The organism is Mycobacterium sp. NPDC050853 (assembly GCF_040653875.1).
GTDB lineage: Bacteria > Actinomycetota > Actinomycetes > Mycobacteriales > Mycobacteriaceae > Mycobacterium.
In genome coordinates this window covers 60418-84660 of the sequence record NZ_JBFAGW010000006.1, presented here as the reverse complement: position 1 = coordinate 84660, position 24243 = coordinate 60418, and the positions used below count along the sequence as shown (strand labels likewise).

General features: G+C 63.5%; 24 protein-coding genes. 15 read left to right on the top strand and 9 right to left on the bottom strand.

The features are described 5' to 3' along the window. The first annotated feature begins 36 nt into the window (after nt 1-36). Nucleotides 37-597, top strand: a complete 561-nt coding sequence (locus AB0H22_RS18995; protein ID WP_358148421.1) for a TetR family transcriptional regulator — start codon at nt 37-39, stop codon at nt 595-597. On the opposite strand, the gene AB0H22_RS18990 is transcribed toward AB0H22_RS18995, so the two are convergent. Next, complete coding sequence (locus AB0H22_RS18990) at nt 551-2560, bottom strand: MDR family MFS transporter (RefSeq protein WP_358148419.1); 2010 nt, start codon at nt 2558-2560, stop codon at nt 551-553. The two genes, AB0H22_RS18995 and AB0H22_RS18990, sit on opposite strands and share 47 nt — an antisense overlap. A gap of 129 nt (nt 2561-2689) precedes the next feature. On the opposite strand from AB0H22_RS18990, the gene AB0H22_RS18985 reads away from it, so the two are divergent. The 4 genes from AB0H22_RS18985 to AB0H22_RS18970 all read left to right on the top strand — a co-directional run bounded on the left by AB0H22_RS18985 (nt 2690) and on the right by AB0H22_RS18970 (nt 6911). After that, nucleotides 2690-3100 (top strand): PaaI family thioesterase, encoded by a 411-nt coding sequence (locus tag AB0H22_RS18985; RefSeq protein WP_358148138.1) that lies wholly within the window; start codon nt 2690-2692, stop codon nt 3098-3100. A 76-nt stretch (nt 3101-3176) separates the two neighbouring features. Then, nucleotides 3177-4694 carry an aldehyde dehydrogenase gene (gene adh / locus AB0H22_RS18980; protein ID WP_180751136.1) on the top strand — a complete coding sequence of 506 codons (1518 nt, stop codon included), beginning with the start codon at nt 3177-3179 and terminating at the stop codon, nt 4692-4694. Nucleotides 4695-4725: 31 nt separating this feature from the next. Continuing rightward, nucleotides 4726-5133 (top strand): DUF779 domain-containing protein, encoded by a 408-nt coding sequence (locus tag AB0H22_RS18975; RefSeq protein WP_358148135.1) that lies wholly within the window; start codon nt 4726-4728, stop codon nt 5131-5133. A 98-nt stretch (nt 5134-5231) separates the two neighbouring features. Beyond that, on the top strand, nt 5232-6911 hold the full coding sequence (locus AB0H22_RS18970; protein ID WP_358148132.1) for a hypothetical protein: 1680 nt from the start codon (nt 5232-5234) through the stop codon (nt 6909-6911). On the opposite strand, the gene yaaA is transcribed toward AB0H22_RS18970, so the two are convergent. Next, complete coding sequence (yaaA, locus tag AB0H22_RS18965) at nt 6901-7647, bottom strand: peroxide stress protein YaaA (RefSeq protein WP_358148417.1); 747 nt, start codon at nt 7645-7647, stop codon at nt 6901-6903. The two genes, AB0H22_RS18970 and yaaA, sit on opposite strands and share 11 nt — an antisense overlap. Before the next feature lie 119 nt (nt 7648-7766). Here yaaA and AB0H22_RS18960 point away from each other — a divergent pair, with 119 nt between their 5' ends. Beyond that, complete coding sequence (locus AB0H22_RS18960) at nt 7767-8549, top strand: VOC family protein (protein WP_358148129.1); 783 nt, start codon at nt 7767-7769, stop codon at nt 8547-8549. Between the two features lie 56 nt (nt 8550-8605). Here AB0H22_RS18960 and dinB read toward each other — a convergent pair whose 3' ends face one another. Then, the gene (dinB, locus tag AB0H22_RS18955; RefSeq protein ID WP_358148126.1) at nt 8606-9811 is read right to left on the bottom strand and encodes a DNA polymerase IV; all 1206 of its coding nucleotides are present in this window, start codon (nt 9809-9811) and stop codon (nt 8606-8608) included. Nucleotides 9812-10038: 227 nt separating this feature from the next. Between dinB and AB0H22_RS18950 the strand changes: the two genes are divergently transcribed. From AB0H22_RS18950 to AB0H22_RS18940, 3 genes are all read left to right on the top strand, one after another. Further along, nucleotides 10039-11745, top strand: a complete 1707-nt coding sequence (locus AB0H22_RS18950) for a hypothetical protein (protein WP_358148125.1) — start codon at nt 10039-10041, stop codon at nt 11743-11745. A gap of 89 nt (nt 11746-11834) precedes the next feature. After that, complete coding sequence (locus tag AB0H22_RS18945; RefSeq protein WP_180751141.1) at nt 11835-12263, top strand: MarR family transcriptional regulator; 429 nt, start codon at nt 11835-11837, stop codon at nt 12261-12263. Then, nucleotides 12260-12691 (top strand): hypothetical protein, encoded by a 432-nt coding sequence (locus AB0H22_RS18940; RefSeq protein ID WP_180751142.1) that lies wholly within the window; start codon nt 12260-12262, stop codon nt 12689-12691. Before AB0H22_RS18945 ends, AB0H22_RS18940 begins: the two co-directional genes overlap by 4 nt. Here AB0H22_RS18940 and AB0H22_RS18935 read toward each other — a convergent pair. From AB0H22_RS18935 to AB0H22_RS18920, 4 genes are read right to left on the bottom strand one after another with little or no spacing between them, the layout of a single operon-like run. Next, nucleotides 12653-13318 (bottom strand): enoyl-CoA hydratase/isomerase family protein, encoded by a 666-nt coding sequence (locus tag AB0H22_RS18935; protein WP_358148122.1) that lies wholly within the window; start codon nt 13316-13318, stop codon nt 12653-12655. The two genes, AB0H22_RS18940 and AB0H22_RS18935, sit on opposite strands and share 39 nt — an antisense overlap. 6 nt (nt 13319-13324) lie before the next feature. Next, nucleotides 13325-13768: a thioesterase family protein gene (locus AB0H22_RS18930; RefSeq protein WP_180751144.1), complete on the bottom strand. Its 444-nt coding sequence runs from the start codon at nt 13766-13768 to the stop codon at nt 13325-13327. Then, a complete protein-coding gene (locus AB0H22_RS18925; protein WP_180751145.1) occupies nt 13765-14877 on the bottom strand; it encodes an alcohol dehydrogenase catalytic domain-containing protein in 1113 nt (370 codons plus the stop codon). Before AB0H22_RS18925 ends, AB0H22_RS18930 begins: the two co-directional genes overlap by 4 nt. After that, nucleotides 14864-15502, bottom strand: a complete 639-nt coding sequence (locus tag AB0H22_RS18920; RefSeq protein WP_180751146.1) for a TetR/AcrR family transcriptional regulator — start codon at nt 15500-15502, stop codon at nt 14864-14866. The genes AB0H22_RS18925 and AB0H22_RS18920 overlap by 14 nt, the downstream gene beginning before the upstream one ends. Nucleotides 15503-15576: 74 nt before the next feature. Here AB0H22_RS18920 and AB0H22_RS18915 point away from each other — a divergent pair, with 74 nt between their 5' ends. Both AB0H22_RS18915 and AB0H22_RS18910 read left to right on the top strand, forming a co-directional pair. Next, nucleotides 15577-17055 (top strand): NAD(P)/FAD-dependent oxidoreductase, encoded by a 1479-nt coding sequence (locus tag AB0H22_RS18915; RefSeq protein ID WP_180751147.1) that lies wholly within the window; start codon nt 15577-15579, stop codon nt 17053-17055. Between the two features lie 52 nt (nt 17056-17107). Continuing rightward, nucleotides 17108-17863 (top strand): SRPBCC domain-containing protein, encoded by a 756-nt coding sequence (locus AB0H22_RS18910; protein WP_358148118.1) that lies wholly within the window; start codon nt 17108-17110, stop codon nt 17861-17863. A 3-nt stretch (nt 17864-17866) separates the two neighbouring features. Here AB0H22_RS18910 and AB0H22_RS18905 read toward each other — a convergent pair whose 3' ends face one another. Both AB0H22_RS18905 and AB0H22_RS18900 read right to left on the bottom strand, forming a co-directional pair. Beyond that, nucleotides 17867-20737, bottom strand: coding sequence for an MMPL family transporter (locus AB0H22_RS18905; protein WP_358148116.1), 2871 nt, complete (start codon nt 20735-20737; stop codon nt 17867-17869). Next, nucleotides 20734-21177, bottom strand: a complete 444-nt coding sequence (locus AB0H22_RS18900) for an MmpS family transport accessory protein (protein ID WP_180751149.1) — start codon at nt 21175-21177, stop codon at nt 20734-20736. The genes AB0H22_RS18905 and AB0H22_RS18900 overlap by 4 nt, the downstream gene beginning before the upstream one ends. A 100-nt stretch (nt 21178-21277) precedes the next feature. Here AB0H22_RS18900 and AB0H22_RS18895 point away from each other — a divergent pair, with 100 nt between their 5' ends. From AB0H22_RS18895 to arsC, 4 genes are all read left to right on the top strand, one after another. Then, entirely contained in the window at nt 21278-21898 is a 621-nt protein-coding gene (locus AB0H22_RS18895) for a TetR/AcrR family transcriptional regulator (protein ID WP_358148114.1), read from the top strand. Between the two features lie 227 nt (nt 21899-22125). Continuing rightward, on the top strand, nt 22126-22578 hold the full coding sequence (locus AB0H22_RS18890) for a MarR family winged helix-turn-helix transcriptional regulator (protein ID WP_358148111.1): 453 nt from the start codon (nt 22126-22128) through the stop codon (nt 22576-22578). Beyond that, nucleotides 22575-23555 carry a zinc-binding alcohol dehydrogenase family protein gene (locus AB0H22_RS18885; RefSeq protein WP_358148109.1) on the top strand — a complete coding sequence of 327 codons (981 nt, stop codon included), beginning with the start codon at nt 22575-22577 and terminating at the stop codon, nt 23553-23555. The genes AB0H22_RS18890 and AB0H22_RS18885 overlap by 4 nt, the downstream gene beginning before the upstream one ends. A 188-nt stretch (nt 23556-23743) precedes the next feature. Continuing rightward, entirely contained in the window at nt 23744-24085 is a 342-nt protein-coding gene (gene arsC / locus AB0H22_RS18880; protein ID WP_180751152.1) for an arsenate reductase (glutaredoxin), read from the top strand. The last annotated feature ends 158 nt before the right edge of the window (nt 24086-24243 follow it).

Below are 24243 nucleotides of genomic sequence, written 5' to 3'. Positions count from 1 at the left end.
GTGATGAACGAGCAACCACAGGGTCGGCGGGCAGAGGTGATCGCTGCCGCCATTGAGGTGGCGGGCACCCTGGGCGTCCACGGCCTGACTTATCGGTCGGTCGACGCGGCGGCGAACGTCCCGAGCGGAACGACATCGAATCATTTCCGCACCCGCGACGCTTTACTGCTGGGCGTCATCATCGAGATCGAGAAGTTGCGCCGCGCCTTCTGGCGGGCATTGGTTACCGAGACGAACCCGACGACGGTCGTCGAGCTTGTGAACGTCGGCACCGCCTATGCCAACGGTGCTGTTGGGGTGATGAGCTCCCGAGTCCGGGCGTACATGGTGCTGCTCATGGAAGGCTGGAGCCACCCCGAGCTGAGGGAGCCGTTGCAGCGGGGGCGGGATGCACAGATTCCCCGCACGCTGCAGCTGATGCGCAAGGTGAACCCGGTCACTCCCGAGCTGCACGCGGAGATCTTCCAGGACTACCTGACGGGCATCATCTATCAGCAGCTCGCAAACCCCGCGCCAGACTTCAACCCGCGCCCGGCGATCCAGGCCCTGCTTACCTTGCTGGTAACGCCCCAGGCGCCGCGTGTAGTGCAGCGGTAGGGTTCTCGCGCCAATCGGTATCGGTCACGATTCGGCGTGAAATACGTTCCAGCGCAGCCTGAATCTGCTCACGATCGGCGCGATCTTCGAAATCCGGCGTACGGGAAAGTCGCTCGATCAGATACTGGTTGATTGCCTCACTGATCTTGTCGACTTCCTGGCGGCCGGACTCGGTCAGCCAGATGTGGTCATCCGTGCGCAGTGCATGGCCATATTCGACGAGCTCGTTGAATGCCGGGTCGAATACCTCCGGCGGTATCCGGTACCACTGTGCGATCCGGGATACCTGAGCTGAACCGGTGGCTCGCAGGAAGCGGTTGGCCTGGACGAGCGCCCACAGCGGGGCGATGGGCAGGCGGACGCCCGCCCGTTCGCGAAGTTTGCGCAGGCCCATGTGCGGGAACCCGCGCATCGCGTTGCTGATGGCGATCTCCAGCAGTTTGTCCGGCGAGACCGTGTTGGGCATGGCGAAACCCTCACCCATATCCACTGCGCTCGCCGAGTCGGCGGCTTGCAGCGGGACTTCCTTGAGGAAGAGCGCGACGATGAAGCCGACTGCGGCCACCGGTGCCGCACAAAGGAATACCAGATCCAAAGAGTCGGCGTAGGCGTTGATAACGGGTATCGCAGCCTCATGCGGCAATGCGTGCAGTGCCTGTGGGGACTGAGTGGCTTCGATGGGTGCCTTTACAGAATTCAGCTCGCGGGCAAGGAAATTTGAGAATAAGGAGCCGAATATGGACGCACCGAAGGAGCTGCCGATGGTCCGGAAGAAGGTCACACCGGACGTCGCGACGCCTAGGTCGTCGAATCGGGCGGTGTTCTGCACGATGAGGGTGAGCACCTGCATCGAGGCGCCGATGCCCACGCCCAGGATCAGCAGGTACAGCGATTGCAGCGCGAACGGCGTCGAGTTGTCCATCCGGGACAGCAGCACCAGGGCGATGGCCATGATGGCGGTGCCCGCCACGGGATAGCGTTTGTACTTGCCGGTGCGCCCTACGAGCGTGCCGGTGGCGGTGGAGGTGATGAGCATGCCCGCCACCATCGGCAGGGTGCGCAGCCCCGAGGCGGTGGCCGAGACACCGTTGACGAACTGCATGAACGTCGGCAGATACGTCATCACGCCGAGCATGGCGAAACCAACGACGAAGCTCAGCACACAGCAGATCGTGAAGACTGGGTCGCGGAACAGACGCGGGGGCAGAATCGGTTCGGGCACGCGGGATTCCACCCAGATGAAGACACCGATCGCTACGACCGAGCCGATGAACAATCCGATGATCATCGGCGAGGACCACGGATAGGTGGTGCCGCCCCAGCTGGTCGCCAACGTCAGCGCCGAGGCGCCCAATCCGATGAGCGCAATGCCCCAGTAGTCGATGACGGGACGCATCGCCTTGGCCAGTGCGGGTATTGCACCGGCCGCCACGACGATCACCACGGCCGAGATGGGCAGGTTGATGTAGAACGCCCACCGCCAACCGAGGTGATCGGTGAACAGGCCGCCCAGGAGCGGGCCGATCACCGTGGTCACCCCGAAGACCGCGCCGAGCATGCCCTGATATCGGCCGCGCTCGCGCATGGGGATGATCTCGCCGATGAGGGCGGTCGCCGTCACCATCAGCCCGCCGCTGCCGAGGCCTTGGATGGCGCGGGCACCGACGAGCATCGCCATGGATCCGGCCATGCCACAGAGCAGTGATCCGACGGCGAAGATCACGATGCAGGTCATGAATACTGTCCGGCGCCCGAAGAGGTCACCGAACTTACCCATGACCGCGGTAGCCACCGTGGAGGCCAGCAGATAGCTGGTCACAACCCAGGACTGATGCCCGGCATCCCCGAGATCGGCGACGACGGTGGGCAGGGCGGTGGCGACGATGGTGCTGTCCAGGGCGGCAAGGAGCATCCCGAGCAGGACCGCAATGAAAATCAGATTGCGGCGCTGCACGCTGATCATGGAGCTGGCCGCTTCCTGATCGACTGTGGTGGATTCAGGTGACTGGGCTGACATAACTTACCCATGCTAAAGGTATGCGGATCGGGCGGGCGATTATCGTTGCCCGCACACACGTGGACAGGAAGCCAGATGGCAAGTGAACGCCTTCCCGCCGGCCAATTTCCCGGGCTGCTGGGGATCGAGTCTGTGTCGTACGGGGACGGCGCCGAGGACGGCTCCGTCACCGCCGAGCTTCCGATCCGCGGGGAGCATTTCGCTCCGAACGGGTTCGTCCACGCCGCCGCGATCGTCGGGCTCGCTGACACGCTGTGCGGGTACGGATGCCTAGCCTCCCTGCCGGAGGGTGCGACCGGATTCACCACCATCGAGCTGAAGACGAACTTTCTCGGCGCCGCGCGCGAGGGAACGCTCACCGGGACTGCGGTGCCGGTTCACCGCGGACGCTCCACTCAGCTGTGGGATGCGACGGTGACATCCGAGGATGGGCGCGCGGTGGCCGTGTTCCGGTGCACTCAACTGGTGCTCTGGCCACGGGACTGACAACCGGTGCCCCCGCCCCTGACCTGGGTGTAACGTACGTCACAGGGCTCGGATGTTCGACCGACAGGAGCAGGCAATGAAGCACGCAGCACCCGGAACCGATGGCAGCGTAATCACTTTCGCGCCTCGGTACGACAACTTCATCGGTGGTGAGTGGGTTGCGCCTGCGGACGGCCAGTACTTCGAGAACTCCTCTCCGATCGACGGCAAGGTGTTCACTCAGGTCGCCCGTAGCACCGCACCCGATATCGAGAAGGCGCTCGATGCCGCGCACGCTGCGGCGGAGGCGTGGGGTAACACCTCGCCGACCGATCGGTCCAACACACTGCTCAAGGTCGCCGACCGGATGGAACAGAACCTGGAGAGGCTGGCCGTCGCGGAGACCTGGGACAACGGCAAGCCGATCCGCGAAAGCCTCAACGCCGATATTCCTTTGGCGATCGATCACTTCCGTTATTTCGCCGGGGTGCTGCGTGCCCAGGAGGGTTCGCTCTCGGAGATCGACCACGACACCATCGCCTACCACTTCCACGAGCCGCTCGGCGTTGTCGGGCAGATCATCCCGTGGAACTTCCCGATCCTCATGGCCGCCTGGAAGCTGGCCCCCGCGCTGGCTGCAGGGAACTGTGTGGTGCTCAAGCCCGCCGAGCAGACCCCGGCCTCGATCCTGGTGTTGATGGAACTGGTCGGTGATCTTCTGCCGCCGGGAGTCATCAACGTGGTCAACGGATTTGGTGTCGAAGCGGGTAAGCCGTTGGCCTCCAGTCCGCGCATCGCCAAGATTTCGTTCACCGGTGAAACCACCACGGGCCGGCTGATCATGCAGTACGCGACCGAGAACATCATCCCGGTCACCCTTGAGCTGGGCGGTAAGAGCCCTAACATCTTCATGCCTGATGTGATGGCTGCCGACGACGCCTTCCTGGACAAGGCGCTCGAAGGTTTCACCATGTTCGCGCTCAACCAGGGTGAGGTGTGCACATGCCCGTCCCGCGCCCTGGTGCATTCATCCATCTACGACGAGTTCATCGCCCGAGCGATCCCGCGCGTGGAGGCCATCGTCAGCGGCGATCCGCTCGATGAGGACACCATGATCGGTGCGCAGGCAAGTAACGACCAGTACGAAAAGATCTTGTCCTACATTGACATCGGGCGACAAGAGGGTGCTCAGGTGCTCACGGGTGGAGACGCCCGGAAGGTCGCCGAATACCCGGACGGCGCATACATTCAGCCGACGGTCTTCGCCGGTACCAACAGCATGCGCATCTTCCAGGAGGAGATCTTCGGCCCGGTGCTGTCCGTGGCGAAGTTCGACTCGCTGGATGAGGCGTTGAAGATCGCCAATGACACCTTGTATGGCCTCGGTGCGGGGGTGTGGTCACGCGATATGACCAACGCCTACCGGTTGGGCCGCGGTATCAAGGCGGGGCGGGTGTGGACCAACTGCTACCACCAGTACCCGGCACACGCCGCGTTCGGTGGCTACAAGAAGTCCGGTATCGGGCGCGAGAACCACAAGATGATGCTCGATCACTACCAGCAGACCAAGAACCTTTTGGTGAGCTACTCGCCCGACGCGGCGGGGTTCTTCTGATGATCCCCCGCAAGCGGGAGGTGCCCCCAGTTTGCGCGAAGAAAGTCCGGCTCTGATCAATCGTGTCGATCTCACCCCGGCGGCGGCCGAGCTATTGGCGTCGTTGGTGGCCAAACACGGGCCGGTGATGTTCCACCAGTCCGGCGGATGCTGCGACGGTAGCGCGCCAATGTGCTACCCGCTCGGGGAATTTCGGGTGGGCGGAGCGGATGTGTTACTCGGTGAGGTTAGCGGGGATGCCCCGTTCTGGATGAGCGCCGATCAGTTCGAGTACTGGTCGCATACGCATCTGACGGTGGATGTGGTGCCCGGGCGTGGGTCGGGATTTTCGCTGGAGGCGCCGGAAGGGGTGCGGTTTCTCATCCGCTCACGGTTGTTTACCGATGACGAAATGCTCGCGCTGGCGGATCAGCCGGTGCGGACCGGCGCTGACAGTTAAGTCGCTGCCGCGGCCTTCGTGTTGTCGCCGGCGCGTAGAGGTAGTAGTTTTCCCTTGTCGAAGGCGGTCTGGCCCGGGTCGGAGGGGAGTGTCGTCCAGTGTATGTAGGTATTCGAACTGCGGCGGTTGCTGCGGTGTGCAGTCTGTGCGTCGGAACAGGCGTGGACGTGCGAACCGTTCGGTCGACCCCTTCCGTAACATATACGGCCACAACACGTTCCGTGACGACACGGCCATTCTCCCTCACGGCGCTCTCTGACCTGTTGGCGGTAGCTGTCCCGCAGAATGATGCTGTAGCGCAATCGAATTCGGCGGGCACCGGAGTGGCGAGTAGTACCGATCTCATGGGCACTGTCGCCAAGCTCCTCACGACATCAAAAGTCGCGCCGACCAGCCTGTCTCCAGAGCTCAATGCGCCCGCCGCTGATGCTGGTGATCTGCCGGTGGGCCAGCCCGCAGATCCGCCCGCGGCCGATGAGCCGACGCCGCCTACCAATTTCCCGGGGCCACGTCCGACCTTTGGTACTCCGTCTTACTTTGCGCAGTTGGCCTTTGCGGTATTCCACGTTGTCGCATTGCCGATCACGGTGCCGGTGCAGTTTTTCCTGGGTAGTGCCGAGGGCGTCTCGACGGTGATCGCCGCGGCGCTCAATGATTTGTCTGGCCTGTTGGGCGAAATACCAGGGCTCTCACCGCAGCAACCCGCAGCGGCGCAACCGCAGCAGAAGGTCGCAGAGGTCTCCTCGCCGTTGCCCAAGTTGGCCGCAGCGGAGACTGACCCACCCGCCGACGAGCCGCCTCCGGCGCCGGATCCCTTGCCGACTAATTTCCCGGGGCCGCGTCCGGCCTTTGGTACTCCGTCTTACTTTGCCCAGCTGGCCTTCGCGGTATTGCACGTGCTTGCATTACCGATCACGGTGCCGGTGCAGGCGATCATTGGTAAGACCGAGGGTGTGCCGACGGTGATTGTCGCGGCGCTCAATGACTTGTCGAGTCTGCTGGGGCAGGTACCGAAACTGTCGGCACCTGCAGCCGACACTCAGACCACGCCGGAGACGTCCCTCTCTCAGCGGGCCGATCAGGCCGCCACCAAGCCGGATGCCGTGTCCGAGAAGTCAGAGGCCACCAAGCGCGACGCCGCTGTGAAGACGGCCGGCATCGAGCACACAGAGCATGGGGCCAAGCCTGCCGAGGCGTCTGCAGAGGCGCCCAAGACGGAGCATGAGGCCAAGCCCGTCGACACGGCCGCGGAGGCACCGAAGGTAGATCCGACGAAAGTCGTTGAGCCGAAGGTGGACCCGACGAAAGCGGTTGAGCCGAAGGTAGACCCGGCGACGGCAGAGGCCGCCAAGCCGGAAGCTACGAAGCCGGAAGTCGCCAAGCCCGAAGTGACGAAGCCCGAAGTGACGAAGCCCGAAGTGACGAAGCCCGAGGTCACCAAGCCGGAAGCCGCCAAGCCTGAGGTCACGCATCCCGTCAAGGTCATCCGGGACAGCCTGAAGTCGGCGCCCGGTGACACCAGCACCACCGGCGGCACCAAGACGGCAGAGGGGTCCAAGGGAGCCGAGACAGATAGCAAGGCACCCGCTGCGTCTACGGTGCCCAAGGTTCGCGAGGGATTGACGTCCTCGGTGGGCGGCAAGACCGATAAGCCCGCTGAGAAGCCATCGACGGAGAAGTCGTCGCCGGAGAAGTCGTCGACCGGCAAGGGCGCATCGTCATCGGAAGGGACTTCACATTCCTCCGAAGGAAAGTCGCACTCCGCGTCTACTGACTGACGATGATCGTCAGCGCGTTGCCGTCGCGCTCGATATGAAGTCCCGCGCGACGGGCGACGGTGGCCACCGCGGCGGCGTCAGTGGGTTCGGCTCTGCTTCCGGCGAGGATGCGCGCCAGCTTTCCCTTGTGTGCCTTGTTGAAATGGGTGATCACCGTGCGGCGCCCATCGGGATGCTCGGTGAGGCAATCAACGGTCACCGCGTGCGGTAGCCGTCCCAATCCGGCATACGAGCCTGAGCGCAGGTCGACCACCAGTTCGTTGGCAGCCAGTTTGGCCAGTACCGGTTCCAATGCCGGCTTCCACCGCGCGGCGAGGGACGGTTGTCCGGGCAGCTTGGACGAGGCCGACAGCCGATAAGCGGGGACCGGATCATCGGCACGTAGCAGTCCGAACAGTGCCGAGCCGACAGCGAGTCGCTCACGTGCCCTGGTTGCGGCGGCACCGCGCAGCGATGTCACGTCGAGGGCGTCGTACAGCACGCCGGTGTACCGGTGCAGGGCAGGCATGGTGGGTGAGGCGCGCAGCTCGGCGTTGCGCTGAATCTCGGCGTCCTGCGATGCCGAGATGCCCAGCGCCTTCCTGCATGCCTGAGGGTTGGCGGCGAGAGCGACGAGCTCGTCGACGAGTGTCCCGCGGAGTGGATTCAGCGCCGGTGTCGCCAGTTCGTCCAGGCGCAGAGGAGTGTGATCTCCACCTTCACGTTTGGTTTCCGAGGGTGGCAGCAACACGATCACGCCACAGACCGTAGCGAACTGGCCGCCCTCTGCGGCGGACAGGGTCGGCACCTGCGATGAGTTTTTCTGGCCCCGGTGGTCGATACCTGTGAATGCCCCATCCAGTTCAAGGAGACCCCATGCCCACTCGTGAAGAAACGCCACTCGGTGCCCCCGCGTGGATCGACCTTGCCTCGTCGGACCTTGAGAAGTCGAAGGCGTTCTATGGCGCGCTGTTCGGCTGGACGCTGCAGGAGGCCGGCCCCGATTACGGCGGCTACGTCAACGCGCACAAGGACGGTAAGGCCGTCGCGGGAATGATCGCCAAAAACCCGGAGTGGAATGCCCCCGATGGGTGGACGACGTACTTCGCCACCGATGACATCAATGCCACGCTGCAGAAGGTGGCCGACAACGGTGGCGGAAATTGCATGCAGGCCATGGAAGTTCCGGAGCTCGGATACATGGGAATCTTCGGCGATTCCTCCGGCGCCGTAGTTGGGTTGTGGCAGCCGCTGGCTCACAAGGGGTTCCAGTTGGTTGCCGAGGCGGGCGCGCCGGTGTGGCATGAACTGAATACCCGTGAATATGACAAGGCGGTCGACTTCTACACCAAGGTTCTCGGTTGGGATACCAAGGTAGAGGGTGATTCCGATGATTTCCGGTATGCGTGCGCCCAGCATGAGGGTGAGCCGATCGCGGGTGTCAATGACGCGACCATCGGCCAGTGGGCGCTTCCCGAGGGTGTGCCGGCTCATTGGGCCGTGTATTTCGGTACCGACGATACCGACGCCAGTGCCACCAAGGTCGCCGAGCTCGGTGGTGTGGTGCTGACACCCGCGCAGGACACCCCATATGGCCGGATGGCGCTGGTGCAAGACACCACCGGCGGTACCTTCTGGCTGTGCTCGGTCGATTCCTGATAACTGCCGCGGTAAAGGCCCGTCATCGTCCTCACGGTGATGACGGGCCTTATTTTCTAGAGGTCCTCGAAGGTGGGGATGCCCCACTCCTCGTGTCCACCCCCGTGTAACAAGGTGGCACGGGTGACTGACCGAGTGCCAAACTTGTCGCGCAGTTCATCAAGGGTACTGTCGAGCGCCAGCGCGTTCTCGGTCAAACCTGTGAACGGAAGCTCCAATTGTGCTGCGCCGCATGGGTCGAAGTTGGAAACGGAGAATCCGATCAGGGTGATTCCCCGCTCGGCGATCAGCGAGGCGCCCTCGTCGACAAGCTGCCGTGCCACCGCCAGCAGGCGCTCGGTGGAGGTCGTGGGCCGCAGCACGGTGTGTGAACGCGTCGCGCGCGTGTAATCGTCGAACCGCAGCCGTAGCACCACGGTTCGACAACTGCGGTCGGTGCCGCGCATCCGCCGGGCGATCCGCTCGATGAGCTGGGTGGCTATGGCGTCGATCTCCTTAGGCGTGCGGCGTCGCCGCCCAAGTGCGCATTGGGCGCCGATGGAACGCCGCCGCCGTCCTCCTCGAACTCGCCGCGGGTCCACATTATTTGCAAGGCAATGCAATTGGTGGCCCATGGCCCGGCCGACCATTGCGGCCAGCGTGGACTCGCCGAGATCTGCGATATCCGCGACCGTATGGATGCCGTACACCCGCAGCTTCTTGGCGGTGATCGCGCCGACGCCCCATAGTGCCTGCACCGGTAAGGGCCGCAGGAATGACGACTCCTCGTGGGGCTCCACCACCAACAGCCCATCGGGTTTGCCCTGACGGCTGGCGACCTTGGCCAGGAACTTGGTGCGAGCGATCTCGACGGTGATCGGCAGACCCGCCCGCCGGCGTACCTCCGCGCGCAGTACTGCCGCGATATCGCGCGGTGTGCCCGAAATGCGCAGTAAGCCAGCGACATCCAGAAACGCCTCGTCGATGGACAAGGGCTCGACCAGGGGAGTGGTGTCTCGGAAGACCTCGAAGACCTGCTTGCTCGCCGCGCTGTACGCGTCGAAACGGGGTGGAACCACCACGGCACTCGGGCATAGTTGATGCGCCTGCCGGCCTCCCATCGCGGTGCGCACCCCGCACCGCTTCGCTTCGTAGCTGGCGGCCAGCACGACACCGCCTCCAACGATCACCGGGCGGCCGCGCAGCGCTGGATCATCACGTTGCTCGACGGAGGCGTAGAACGAGTCCAGATCCGCGTGCAGGATGCTGGCCGTTCCGTTCATGAACAGATGCTCGCACCGGGGTCCGACAGCCATAGCGGGTTGATTTGCCCAACCGCTGGTTGATTCGGAGAATCCCTGGGCAATCCTCGGTGGCGCCCGGGAGATATTTGACTTACGGCTAGGAAAACTATCGAGTTCCTGGTCGGCGGCATGGTGCAGTGTGCCCTACGTTTATGGCGAGTTCTCCAGGTTACTTCCAGCCTATTCACAAGCTTTGCCCAGAAGGGGTGGTTTACGTGCGTATACGACTTCGTGCGACGGCGGCCGCGACGGTTTGCAGTATTTGCATCGCCGCGTCGGCTTCCGCGCTCACGATCCAAACTCCTAGCGCCAGTCCGGAACAACATCGGACAGTGTCGACACAGGCGTATGTCCTGATGTCGAACGATGGCACGCTCTCGCCCGCCAGCATCGGCTCGCTGGCCGCATTGCCAGGCGTGACCGCTGCGGCTGCTCCGACGGCGCCTGCGGGGTCGACGTGGCCGTCGGCGAATCCGCTGGTGAACCTGGCTGTTGGGCCGCTGCAGTTCAATGCGAAGTGGCAGTCGCCCGTGTTGGCGTCGCCGTTCACGATCGTGAATGCGCCGTACCAGCTGCTCACCGGACAGTCGATTGCCAACCCCGACGGCACGACATCTGCTCCGACGGTTCAGAACCTGATCAACGCTGAGACGACCGCGTTGGGGCTGTTGGCTGGGGTACCGGCTGCGTACGTCGCGAACACGATCGCCGTGGTGTCGGCTGTTTCCCAGAATCCGGGATCGATCCTCCCGTCGGGTCTGATCCTGTCGCTCCCCGAATCGCTGACGACAACATCCACCCCCAAGACGCTCGCTGCTACGAATGCGGCAGCTCCTGAGGCTGCGGTTACGGCTGCGGCTGCTCCGACGGCGCCTGCGGGGTCGACGTGGCCGTCGGCGAATCCGTTGGTGAACCTGCTCGTTGGGCCGCTGCAATACGATGCGAAGTTCTCGAGGTCACCGGTGTTGGCGTCGCCGTTCACGATTGTGAATGCGCCGTTCCAGCTGTTGACCGGGCAGTTGATTGTGAACCCTGATGGCACCACCTCGGCACCGACGATTCAGAACCTGATCAACGCCGAGACGAAGGCGTTGGGGCTGTTGGCGGGTGTTCCGGCCGCGTATCTGGCGAACACGATCGCGGTGGTCTCGGCTATCACCCAGAACCCGGGATCGCTGTTGCCGTCGGGTCTGAGCTTGCCCTCGGCGACTGCGAACACCACGGCCGTAAAGGTTCCGACGTCGATTCCTACGGCGCTGAGCAAGACGGCCACGGCGGACGCGAAGGCGGCCGATGCGTCGAAGGTGACAGAGTCGAAGGCTACCGGTTCGAAGGCTGCTGCCGAAGCAGAGCCGGCCAAGGCTGAGCCGGCCGAGCCTGCCAAGCCCGCCACCCCGGCCGAGCCTGCCAAGCCCGCCACCCCGGCCGAGCCTGCCAAGCCAGCCACCTCGGTGGAGCCGGTCAAGGTGACGACTCCGGCTGAGCCGGCCAAGCCCGTGGAAGCGGCCACCCCCGCCGAGCCGGTCAAGCCAGCCACCCCGGCTGAGCCCGTCAAGCCTGCGACTCCTGCTGATGCCGCCAAGCCTGCGGAGCCGAAGGTCAACGTGCCGAAGGTCAAACTGCCCACCCCGGTCACCAAGGTCGGAGAGGTCAGCGGCGGGGTTGCGCCGAAGACCGAAGACTCGGCCAAGGGAGACAAGAGCGAGAAGGCTGATTCCAAGGACGCCAAGTCCGACAAGGGGTCCGCACCGAAGAAGTCCGAAAATGACTCTTCAGCTGCGAAGAAGCCCGAGAGTGCCGCGTCGACCACCGGTAAGTCGGAGTCCGCCTCGAGCTCCTCATCGAGCGACTCGCACTCGAGCGCCTCGAACGGTTCCTCGCACAGCGACTCGCATAAGGCGTCGTCCGACTAGTCCCCGGTAGCAAGCACAAAGGTCCCCGCGCCCGACACGGCGTGGGGACCTGCTTGTAAGCGGAACTGACATAAGTCAACATCATTGACATGGAAACCGACGGAACCGCGACCCTGGGGTACTTGTTGACCCGTACCGCGACATCGCTGCGCGGCAAGGTCGCGGCCCGGCTGGAGCCGATTGGCCTCAGCCTGCCCGAGTACATCTGCATGCGGATCCTGCAGACCTCTCCCGGCATGTCCAATTCGGAGCTGGCCAGGCAGGCCATGGTTACCCGACAGGCAATGAACGCGGTGCTGCACCGGCTGGAAGAGGAGGGGCTCATCAGCCGTCCGGAGAATGCGGACCACGGCCGGTCGCTGCCAGCTCGCCTGACCCGGCGCGGCAGCACCCAGCTGGACAAGGCGGTCGAGGCGGTGACCATTGCCGAGAATGAGGTCATGGAGAAGCTCTCCGTCGACGAACGCCGCTCTCTGAAGGCGATGCTGGTCAAATGCGTTCCGGGGCAATTGCCATGAGACGCGCCGGGTGGCTGATCGCATTCGCCGGTCTGGTGATGGCGGTCAGCGTCTGGCTTCCGTGGCTGCGTACCTCGGCCAGCGGTGGAGGCAGGGCCAACGCCATTGGTGGTGCCATCGGATCCGTCGTACTTCCAGCGGGATTCGGTGCGGGACAAATGATTCTGCTGGTATCGGCGCTACTCGTGGTGGCCGGATGCATGGTGGGGCAGAACATCCTGCACCGCGTTGCGCCGATCGCCGCGGGCGTTCTGGCACTTGGGCTGCTGGGGCTGGAACTGCTGTACTACCGCACCAATATCAAGGCCCCGATCGTGACGGGGTACGGGTTCTGGGTCGCGATCGCAGTGTCGGCTATCGCGGTCGCGCTGTCCATCGTGGCCTTGTTGTCACGACCCCAATCCGGCGAGCAGCAGTGGGACGATTGAGCCGTACATCCCGTACTTGACCGTGCCGAGCGTGTCCCGGTTCTTGCCCACTAATGGCGCTACGAAACTTGTTGCGGTAGAGAGCACCTGGCCCTCGTCGACGGCTGCATCGACGATCTGGTAACCCAGGCTCTCGGCGCCGCCGAGCCGCCGGCCGCTGGGCATGGTGGCGGACGCCGCCTGTGGTGTCATCTTGCCTTGGCACAGCGCCGCCATACCGGGCGTGAACGGCATGCCGAGGTCGACCTCGGGCAGGCAGAAGAATCCGCGATCGACGCGCATCACCCGGTAGTCACAGGCCAGCGCGACCATGGCTCCGGCACCGAAGGCATGACCGTTGACGGCGGCGACGGTGGGCGTGGGGAACACGAGGAAGCGCGCCAGAATCTTCTGGACCTCGGTGATGTACCAGCTGAGCTTGTCGGGGTTGGTGCCCAGGAAGTCGACGTCCAGCCCGTTGGAGAAGAACTTGCCGCTCCCGGTGACAACCAGAGCGGCCGGGGTCTCATCCGCGAGGGCCTCGTCGAGCAGCGCGTTGATCTGATCGATATTGGCTGTGGTGAAACGGTTCTCGTCGGTTCCGAGTTGAAGGGTGTACACGCCTTCGGCGCGGTGCAGGGATGGCATGTGCTGTTACCTCAACTGTTCGAGAGCTGTAGTGACCTGCTCGGGGATGGGAACGGGAGTGCGCGCGTCGGAGTCCACATAGACATGGACGAATCTGCCCAATGCGCGGGGTGCGCTTTCGACTTCACCGTCGACGACGCGGAACACTGCGAGCTTGTAGATGACGCTGCTGCGGCCCTGGTGCTCCAGGGCAAGGCCGATGGACAGCTCATCGGGGAAGGACACCTCGGCCAGGTATTTGCATGAGGTTTCGGCGACGACGCCGATGGCAGGCAAGTCCCGGATATCGCATCCGGCGGCCTTCATCAGCCAGCCGTTGACGGCGGTATCGAACCAGGCGTAGTAGACGACGTTGTTGACGTGCCCGTAGACATCGTTGTCGGCCCAACGGGTTTGGTGCCGCAGATGTACCGGGAAGTCGGCCTTGGTGGGCAGTTCTGGCTTGGTCATGCCGTCACCGCGCCCGGGCGCAGGATCTGCCGGACTGCCTGGCCGTCGGCCAACGCATCCAGGGCGATATTGATATCGGCGAGGGGTAGGTCGTCGGACTTGAGCTTCTCCACCGGTAGTCGACCGGCCCGCCACAGCGCCAGCATCGCCGGGATGTCCTGTTGCGGTTGCGCCGATCCCATGTACGAGCCCAGAATGCTGCGCCCCTCGGCCACAATGCTCAACGCGGGCAGCGTGATCCGTGCGTCGGGGTGTGGTAGGCCCACCGACACGGTGCCGCCGCCGCGGCCAGTGAGCGCGTACGCCTGCTCCAGCACCGCGGCCGATCCGACCACCTCGAACACCCAGTCGTGGCCGCCGGGGGCGTCCTCTGGTGCACAGGCGCTGGTGGCCCCGAGTTCTAGGGCCAGCTCGCGTTTGGCGGGTACGGGGTCGATGGCGAGCACCTCGCCGGCACCCGCGGCGGCCGCCGACATCACGACGGCCTGGCCGACGCCGCCGAGTCCGAGCACCGCGACCGAGTCGCCGGGGCGCACGGAGGCGGTGTGGACGACCGCCCCGAAACCGGTCAGCATGGCGCAGCCGAAGAGCGCGGCGGTGTCCAGGGGAACGTCCGGAGCGATGACGACCACCGAATTACGGTCCACTACAGCATGATCCGCGAAGCCCGACACGCCCAGATGGTGACGGATCTCGGTGCCGTCCAGATCGTGCAGGCGCGTGCCGCCGCGGATCAGGTCGCCGCGACCGTTGGCCGCAGCGGCGTCCGGGCACAGGGCGGGGCGACCCGAGGAACAGTACCGACAGGCGCCGCAGCTCGGCACGTACACCAGCACCACATGATCGCCGGGGGAGACGTCGCGAACACCGGGGCCGACTTCGGCGATGACACCGGCGGCTTCGTGCCCCAGGGCCATTGGCACCGGTCGGACGCGGTTGCCGTCGACAACCGACAGATCCGAATGGCAAAGGCCCGCCGCTTCGATTCGTACCAGCACCTCGCCGGGGCCGGGTGGGTCGAGTTCCAGCTCAACGACTTTTAGTGGATGGGTGTCGCGGTAGGGCCGGTCGATAGGTGCCGAATGCAGCACCGCACTACGAATTCTCACGGAGTTCTCCATAGATCGCGTTGAGCCAGACGTGCAGCAGCGTATCGACCACCCTGTCATCCTCGACGGCGGGCTGCTGACCGGTGAAGGTCGCCTGCATCATCGACTGGTTGATGAGGTTGAGCGCGATCGAGATATCGCGGGAGGGAATGGTTTCCGGAGCGGCACCACGAGCTCGTTCGGCGTCGATGCCGACAGCTGTCATGGCGACCCAATTCTCGGTCACCTCCGACCAGCGTTGATCCAGCTCGGCGCTGGTCCCCTGTACGCCCGATAACGCCACCGAGACGGAACGGTGCGAACCGAAGGCATCGAAATAGGCCTTGATCACGGCGCGCCAGTACTCGGCCGGGCTCTTCATGCCGGTTATGTCGATGGCCGCGACATTGGCGTCGGCCTCCTCGATGATGCGTTCTGCGAGCGTGAGGAGGACGGCTTCCTTGGAGGAGAAATAGAAGTAGAACGTCGGCCGGGAGATCCCGGCTCCGCGCGCCAGATCGTCGACGGCGATATCTGTGAGCGGACGGTGTGCGAGCAGCTCCTCGGCGGTCGCCAGGATGGCCTGTATCCGATCATCCCCGGAGGGGCGCGTCGTCCTGCGGCCTCTCGTCGTCGGTTTAGTCACGTCTACCTGCGCATTCTATGAAGTTCTCGACACACTGTTGACTTTCTCGACACTGCGTCGATAGCCTAGCTGTCATGACCGAACATGTCGACATTGTCATCGCGGGCGCCGGAATCTCGGGTATTGGCATGGCATGCCACATCACCCGCGACGTGCCGGGCAAGAAGTTCCTGGTACTGGAGGCGCGCGAGCGCATCGGCGGCACATGGGACCTGTTCCGCTACCCGGGGATCCGCTCCGACTCCGACATGTTCACCCTGGGCTTTAACTTCCGGCCGTGGACGAGCACCAAGGGCATTGCCGATGGGACGTCCATCCGCGAATACGTCACGGATACCGCTCGCGAATACGGCGTGGACAAGTCGATCCGATTCGGGCACAAGATCGTCGGCGCCGAGTGGTCCTCCGAGCAGGGCCTCTGGACGCTGCAGGTGGAGCACGCTGGCGAGACCGTCGAATTCACCTGCGAGTTCTTCTTGGGCTGCACCGGGTACTACAACTACGACGAGGGCTTTACGCCCGAGTTCGAGGGTCTCGACGATTTCGCCGGTCAGGTGATCCACCCGCAGCACTGGCCGGAGGATCTGGATTACGCAGGCAAGAAGGTCGTTGTCATCGGCAGTGGTGCGACGGCCATGACCCTGGTTCCCGCGATGGCGGGAACGGCAGGCCACGTGACCATGCTGCAGCGTTCGCCCACCTACGTGGTGTCGCTGCCGTCCACCGACGCCCTGGCGGTGGCACTGAAGGGCAAGCTGCCTGCCTCGATCGCGTACCCGATCGTGAAGTGGAAGAACCAGATGGTCAGCTTCATCAGCTACCAGACGAGCCGCCGCGACCCGGAGCGGATGAAGGGGATCTTGCGTGCGCTACTGAAGCGGCAGCTGCCCGATTTCGATCTGGATAAGCACTTCACCCCGAAGTACAACCCGTGGGACCAGCGGTTGTGCGTGGTGCCGGATTCGGATCTGTTCCGCGTGCTGCGCAAGGGCACCGCGTCGATCGTCACCGACCGGATCGCGCGATTCACCCCGAAGGGCATCCTGCTGGAGTCGGGCGAGGAGCTTGAGGCCGATATTGTTGTCACCGCAACGGGTTTGAACGTTCAGCTGGCGGCTGGCCTCAAGCCGGTCGTCGACGGCATCGAGGTCGATCCGTCGAAGTGCGTCACCTACAAGGGGCTGATGCTGACGGGTATCCCGAACTTCATCTTCACGTTCGGATACACCAACGCCTCGTGGACCTTGCGTGCCGATCTGGTGTCGCAGTACACGTGCCGGCTGCTCAAACACATGGACAAGGAAGGCCAGACGGTCGTGTGGCCGGTCGAGCCCGAGACCACGGAGCGACTGCCGTTTGTGGACTTGGACTCCGGGTACATCTCGCGTGCGGGCGCTGCGATGCCGCACCAGGTGCCGACCGCCCCGTGGCGTTCGTACCAGAACTACTTCCGTGAGCTGCCCGTTCTCAAGTACGGGAAGGTCGCCGATAAGGGCGTCCGATTCAGCAGGGTGAATGCCTCGACAAAGACACCCGTTGCAATAGGCAGGTAAATACCTGCATAATGGCCGGGTGCAGTCAGCGCCCGGCCATTCTCATTGGGACATGGTTTTCAAGGCTCTCGCCGACCCAACTCGACGGGAGCTGTTGGACCGGCTGCATGAACGTAACGGCCAGACTCTGAGTCAGCTGTGCGACGGCGTTTGTATGACGCGACAGTCGGCGACTCAACACCTGGGCGTGCTCGAATCCGCCAACCTGATCAGTGCCGTGCGGCGGGGCCGCGAGAAGCTGCACTATCTCAATCCGGTTCCGCTGCAAGAGATTCAGGAACGGTGGATCGACAAGTTCGAGCGCCCGTGGCTGCGGGCGCTGAGTGCGATCAAGCAGCGAGCTGAGGAGCCAAACATGTCTCAACCAACTTTCGTCTACACCACCTACATCAGCAGCACGCCGGAGAAGGTGTGGCAGGCCATCACCGATCCCGAGCTGAGCGGCCAGTACTGGGGACATGCGAACGTTTCTGACTGGCAACAGGGTTCACGCTGGGAACACCAACGCGTCGACGGTTCCGGTATTGCCGATGTGGTGGGCACCGTGGTGGAGGCCGATCCGCCACGCAAGCTGGTGACCACCTGGGCCGACCCGGCGAGCGGTGCCGAGGGGCCGACATCTACCGTTACCTTCCTGATTCAGCCATACCAAGACATCGTGCGGCTCACCCTCACGCATGCCGATCTGGCGGACCCGGCCGAGTATGCACAGGCAAACGGTGGATGGGCAGCCGTGCTGTCAAACCTCAAGTCATTCTTGGAGACTGGGTCTCCGCTGCCTACCGCGCCGTGGAACCAGCCCGCGTAAGCGTCAGCCGTGCACGGAGATCGGTCCGGTGGCGTCATCGGTCCCGGAGGGTTTCGGCCCAAAAGGATTCGACATTGGGCGGCTGCGCATGTTGAGGGGCCACCAGAACCAGCGGCCGAGCAAGGTGGCTATCGCCGGCGTCAAGAACGACCGCACCACGAGGGTGTCGAAGAGTAGTCCGAGGCCGATCGTGGTACCGATCTGGCCAAGAACGCGCAGATCGCTGAAGATGAAGGATGACATTGTCACCGCGAAAACCAGGCCGGCGGCGGTGACAACCCCGCCGGTGCCGGCAATGGCGCGGATGATGCCCGTCTTCAAGCCTGCGCCGGTTTCCTCCTTGAATCGGGAGACCAGTAGCAGGTTGTAGTCTGCGCCGACAGCCAGCAAGATGATGACCGCCAGCGGGAAGATGACCCAGTACAGCGGAATTCCGAAGATGTACTGCCACACCACTACTGACATCCCGAATGATGCCGCCAGCGACAGTGCCACCGTCCCCACGATGACCATGGCCGCCACGAGGCTGCGAGTCAGGAACATCATGATGAGCAGGATGAGGCCAAGCGAGGCCAACGCGGCCATCAGCAGATCGTATTTCTGGCCGTCGGCGATGTCCTTGTACGCCGAAGCGGTTCCGGCCACATAGATCTTGGCGTCGGCCAGCGGTGTTGCCTTGACGGCATCGAAGGCAGCTTCCTTTATCGCGTCAATGTGTTCGATCCCCTCGGAGGTCTGCGGATCTCCTTGATGGGTGATGATCATGCGCGCGGCCTTGCCGTCCGGGGACATGAATAGCTTCATGCCGCGTTTGAACGCCGGATTATCGAACGCCTCCGGTGGCAGGTAGAACGAATCATCGTTCTTCGCGTCGTCGAAAGCCTTGCCCAACTCTGTTGCGGTGCGGGTGGATTCCTCATTCTGCGTATTGGTGCCGTTGTTGATGGCGTAGTTGGACTGGGTCAGGTCGCGGTTCTTCTCCTGTATCGCGATCTGGGGTGGAATGAGATCCACGAGTTTGGGCTGTAAAGCGTCGAGCTTGTTGAGGCTTCCGGTGACGGTTTGGAGCGCATCGACGAGTTCGTCGATACCGTCGAGGGCGTCGAAGACGGACCTCAGCGCCGCGCAGAAGGGGATGTCGAAGCAGTGTGGTTCCCAGTAGAAGTAGTTGCGTAGGGGTCGGAACTGGTCGTCGAAGTTCGCGATCTTGTCGCGCAAGTCCTGGGCGACCGCCACCGTCTGCTGGAATCCCTGGGTCTGTTCGTGCGTGATCGCGGCGCTCTGTTTCTGAAGTGCCAGTTGCTGTCTCAGCACAGCGATGGTTTGCGTCATCTGATCGGCCTGTTGAGACAGGTACAGGGCCTGGTTCTGCTGCTGGGAGAGATTCATCAGCTGGCTGGCGCTCGACGCACTTATCTGAAATGGAATGGAGGAGTGGGTGATCGGCGTCCCGAGAGGGCGGGTGATCGATTGGACCAGGGCCACGCCACGGGCATGCAGAACGGACTTGGCGACGCGTTCCAGCATGACCATGCCCGCGGGATTGCGCATATCGAAATCGGTCTCGATCATGAGAAGCTCGGGGTTGAGTCGCGCGACGGAGAAGTGACGTTCGGCTGCGGCATACCCCACGTTGGACGGAACCGAGCTCGGCATGTAGATGCGGCCGTCGTAGGTGGTCTTGTACCCCGGCAACGCGAGCAGTCCGATCAGCGTCACCACGCAAGAGACGACGAGAATTGGGCCGGGCCAGCGCACGATTGCCGTGCCGATGCGGCGCCAACCGCGCGTGCGCATCGCACGTTTGGCCTCCATCAGTCCGAAGCGGCTGGCGATTATCAGCACGGCCGGGGCCAAGGTGAGCGAGGCAGCCAGGGTCACCAGCACCCCGAGCGCAGCAGGCACACCCAGGGTCTGGAAGTAGGGCAGTCGCGTGAACGACAGGCAGAGCAACGCGCCCGCGACGGTCAGACCTGATCCGATGATCACGTGAGCAGTGGACTTGAACATCGTTTGGTAGGCGGCCAGACGATCCTCACCGGCTGAGCGTGCTTCCTGGTAGCGGCCGACGAAAAATATTGCGTAGTCGGTACCGGCGGCAATGGCGAGCATTGTCAGAAGATTCGTGGCATAGGTCGACAGGCCGATGACTCCCGTGTGTCCTAGTGCCGCAACAATTCCGCGCGCTGCCGATAGTTCCACAAGGACTGTCGCCAGAACCAGCGCCGTGGTGCCGAGCGAGCGGTAGACGATCAGCAGCATGATGGCAATGACCGCGAAGGTGATGAGCGTGACTTGGGCGGCGCCCGCGTTGCCCACCTCGAACTGATCGGTGATGGTGGGGGCCTCGCCGGAAACGTAGGCCTTGACCCCGTCCGGGGCGGGTGTGTCTGCCACGATGCGCCGTACGGCATCGACGGATTCATTGGAGAGCGCCTCGCCCTGATTGCCGGCGACATAGACCTGCACGTACGCGGCCTTGCCGTCCTTGCTTTGCGAACCGCCCGCCGTGATCGGATCGCCCCAGTAGTCGGCGACGTGCTGCACGTGCTCACGGTCCTCATTCAGCCGCTGCACCAGCGTGTTGTAGAACTGATGTGCTTGCGCGCCAAGGGGTTTGTCACCCTCGAGGACGACCATTGCCGAGCTGTCCGAGTCGAACTCGTTAAAGACCTTGCCGATATGCCTCATCGCCATGGTGGACGGTGCATCGGCGGCGTTCAGTGGGGCAGAACGTTCTTCGCCAACCACTTCCAGTTGCGGCACTGCGGCGTTGGTCACCGCCGCGATGGCCACCCAGAACAAGACGATCGGCACCGCGAGCCGGCGGATTATCCTGGCGGCCCGTGACTCTTGGGCGTGACCGGCACTCATGCGGACTTGTCCAGGCAGGTGGTGTAGCCGTTCACGATGGTGACGGTCCTTTCGTCCTTGACGATGCCGTCGACGGTAATGCGGCAACCGGTTACGTCACCGTTGCCCTGCGCGCGCAAATCGGCGAACAGGGTGGGGTCGTTGGTAACCAGCTCGTGCGACCAGGGCAGCGGTGCATTGTCGACGCGGTGCGGTTGTGCCATTTCATCGAGGAAGTTGATGGTTGCGGTGCTTCCGGCCGTGCCGAAGACCTCGAAGAGGACGCGTTTGGGGTTGTAGTTGGTGTTCTCCATGGCCTCATTGCCGGGGCGAGACAGCTCGATGTTCGAGCCGAATACGCCGTGTAGGCGAGTAACGCCGAAGGCCACCACCGCTATCACGCTGGCCGCGACGGCCAATGTCCACCACCGCTTGAGGAGACTCCAGAACCGACCTTGCACCAGCGCCCACGCCCTCTCGCTAGTCGGCAGACCGCAATCGGGTACCGATAGCGGGTCGAGCCGATAAGATTCTTGTGGAACGGTACGGTACCGTACTCTGATGAGGAGCGCTGTGTCAACGGGGTTGACTAAGGGGGCTAAGGGGCGGCGGGCACCTCAGTGGACTCCGCGTGAGGTGGAGCTGCTGGCGGTCACTCTGCGTCTGTTGCGGCAGCACGGATACGACCGCCTATCGGTCGACGAAGTCGCTGCCGAGTCGAAAGCCAGCAAGGCCACGATCTATCGGCGTTGGCCGTCGAAGGCGGAATTGGTGTTGGCGGCTTTCATCGAGGGGATGCGCGCCCAGCTCGTCCGGCCTAACACCGGCTCACTACGCGAGGATCTGCTGCAGATCGGGACCAATGCTCTCGCCGATGTCCGGCGCAATACGCCCGTCATGCGCGGTCTGCTGAACGAGATCGCGCGAAATCCCGCCTTGACCAAGGCGTTTCGGACGGAGTTCATTGATCAGCGAAAGTTGTTGATCGATGACGTGGTCAACGCAGCTGTCGAACGGGGCGAGATCGATGCGGCCGCCGTCAACGAGGAACTCTGGGATCTGTTGCCGGGGTATCTGGTGTTCCGCTCGTTACTGCCCGTGCGGTCACCGACAGCCAACACGGTCCGGACGCTGGTGGACGATGTCATCATGCCCAGCCTGACCCGCGGCACGAATCGCTAAGTAGGCCCCGGAAGCGCTCACCTCGGGATTTATCAACGCCGTCGATAGTGGACTGGAAGCCCTTACAGTACAGCCAATTTCAAGGCATTGGTTCACTAGGTCGATGAGGTTCAGCTAGCGAATGACGGACGCTGGTCATCAAGTCGAATTACATTCCGCGGAATGCACTGCCTCATACCGGCCTGCTATATTCCATGGAATCCAGTAGTAGGTTGAGAGGATGGGCCATGGCAGATCTGGAGCTGTTGTTCAGCGAGTTGGTCAGATGGGAAATCGGCTTGTGGAACGCCGTGGACGCACGGCTGCGCGCCGATTTTGATCTGCCGCTGAGCCGGTATGAGCCGATGCGCGTCATCGGGCGGCGCGGCTCGTGCCGGGTCAACGACATTGCCACCGAGCTGTCAATCACGGTCGGCGGCACCAGCAAGCTGATTGACCGCATCGAAGGCTCCGATCACTGCCGGCGTCGACCGAATCCAGACGACGGGCGCTCCTCGACCATCGAGTTGACTTCGTCCGGTAGGCGCCTGCTGGCCAAGGCGAAATTGTCCCTGGAGGACGAACTTTCGAGCCGCTTGGGGACGGTGTTGTCCGCTCGCGAGTTGCAGCAGTTCTCAAAGATCTTGACCAAAGCCGCGGCCGCGGAACAGACAGCAGTGAAGGATGGGACGGCATCATGACCACCACCATGCGGGCCATCGTTCTGGACGCCCCGGGACCCCCGCAGGCCCTGAAGATCCGGGAGCTGCCGGTCCCGGAACCGGTCAACGGGTGGGTACTCATTGCGGTGAAAGCTTTCGGCTTGAATCGATCTGAACTGCATACCCGCTTGGGCCTGGCGGAAGGGGTTACCTTTCCGCGGGTACTCGGTATCGAGGCCACCGGTGTGGTGGCAGCTTGCCCCGGCGGTGAGTTCGCGGTCGGGCAGCAGGTGATGGCCATGATGGGCGGCATGGGCCGTGAGTTCGACGGCGGATACGCCGAGTACACCTGTGTGCCCGCTACACAGGTGACCGCCTTTTCCAGCGGCTTGGACTGGGCCACGCTGGGTGCCGTTCCCGAGATGCTGCAAACGTCGTACGGATCTCTGACGGTAGGACTGGACGTCAGCGCCGGTCAGTCGCTTCTCATCCGGGGCGGCACCTCTTCGATCGGGATGGCCACTGCGGTGCTGGCGAAACAGCGCAATATGACCGTGTTCTCCACCACGCGAAACCCCGGTAAGGCCGACGCGTTAGTCGGGATCGGTGTCGACCATGTCCTCATTGACGACGGCCAGGTCGCACGCCAAGTCCGAGACATTCTGCCCGACGGCGTCGATACCGCGCTGGAACTCATTGGCACACCAACGCTTCCGGACACCCTGCGTGCCACTCGCGTTCACGGGGTGGTGTGCTTCACCGGAATGCTGTCCAACCAGTGGATAGTCAATGAGTTTTACCCTATCGATTACATCCCGCGGGGCGTCCGTCTGACCTCCTACGGCGGAGGCACCGCCGACCTGCCCGCACACGTCCTGCAGGAGTATCTCGACGGCGCAGCCTCCGGCAACACCCACATTCCTATCGATCGTGTTTATACCTTCGACCAGATCGTCGAGGCGCATACCGCTATGGAAGCCGGGAGCGCGAGCGGGAAATTGGTCGTAACCATCTAGGAGAAGTTCTTCAACCTCTCCAGAAAGCTGACAAGTGGTCAGCGCAATGGTCTTGCACCGGTCGGGGTTTCGGCCTAGCTGCCGAGTCTGAATTTGCTCGGGGGGTGAGCGGTAGGAATGAGGCAGCGCGGTCGTCAGGCCCGCGCTGTATCGGGCGTGCCGTGAACCCCTACCTGTAAGTTGAAGCTGTGGACGCGACGATTTACCACAACCCCCGGTGCACCAAGTCCCGCCAGGCGCTGGCCCGGCTCGAGGATGCCGGTGCCGATATCACCGTCGTGAAGTACCTCGACGATGCGCTCACCAAGGCGCAGCTCAAGGCACTCATCAAGGATGCGGGCCTGACGGTGCGCGAGGCGGCACGCACCGGCGAGGCGGAGTACAAGGAGCTCGGCCTCGCCAACGCATCCGATGACGCCTTGCTCGACGCAATGGTCGCGCATCCGCGCTTGATTCAGCGTCCCTTCGTGGTGACCGCGAAGGGCACTCGGATGGCGCGCCCCACCGAGTCGATCGACGAGATCCTGTAGCTCTCGGCTTGCCGACGAGTACGGCGGCGGCAACCCCGGCGGCGACGCCAATCACGGTGTCGAGGCCGCGATACAGGATCAGTGTGAGCCGCCGGGCGTGCCTGTCCAAGAGATGTCGCCGCTGAGTCGATAGGCAGACCCGATCACCCGTGGTAGAA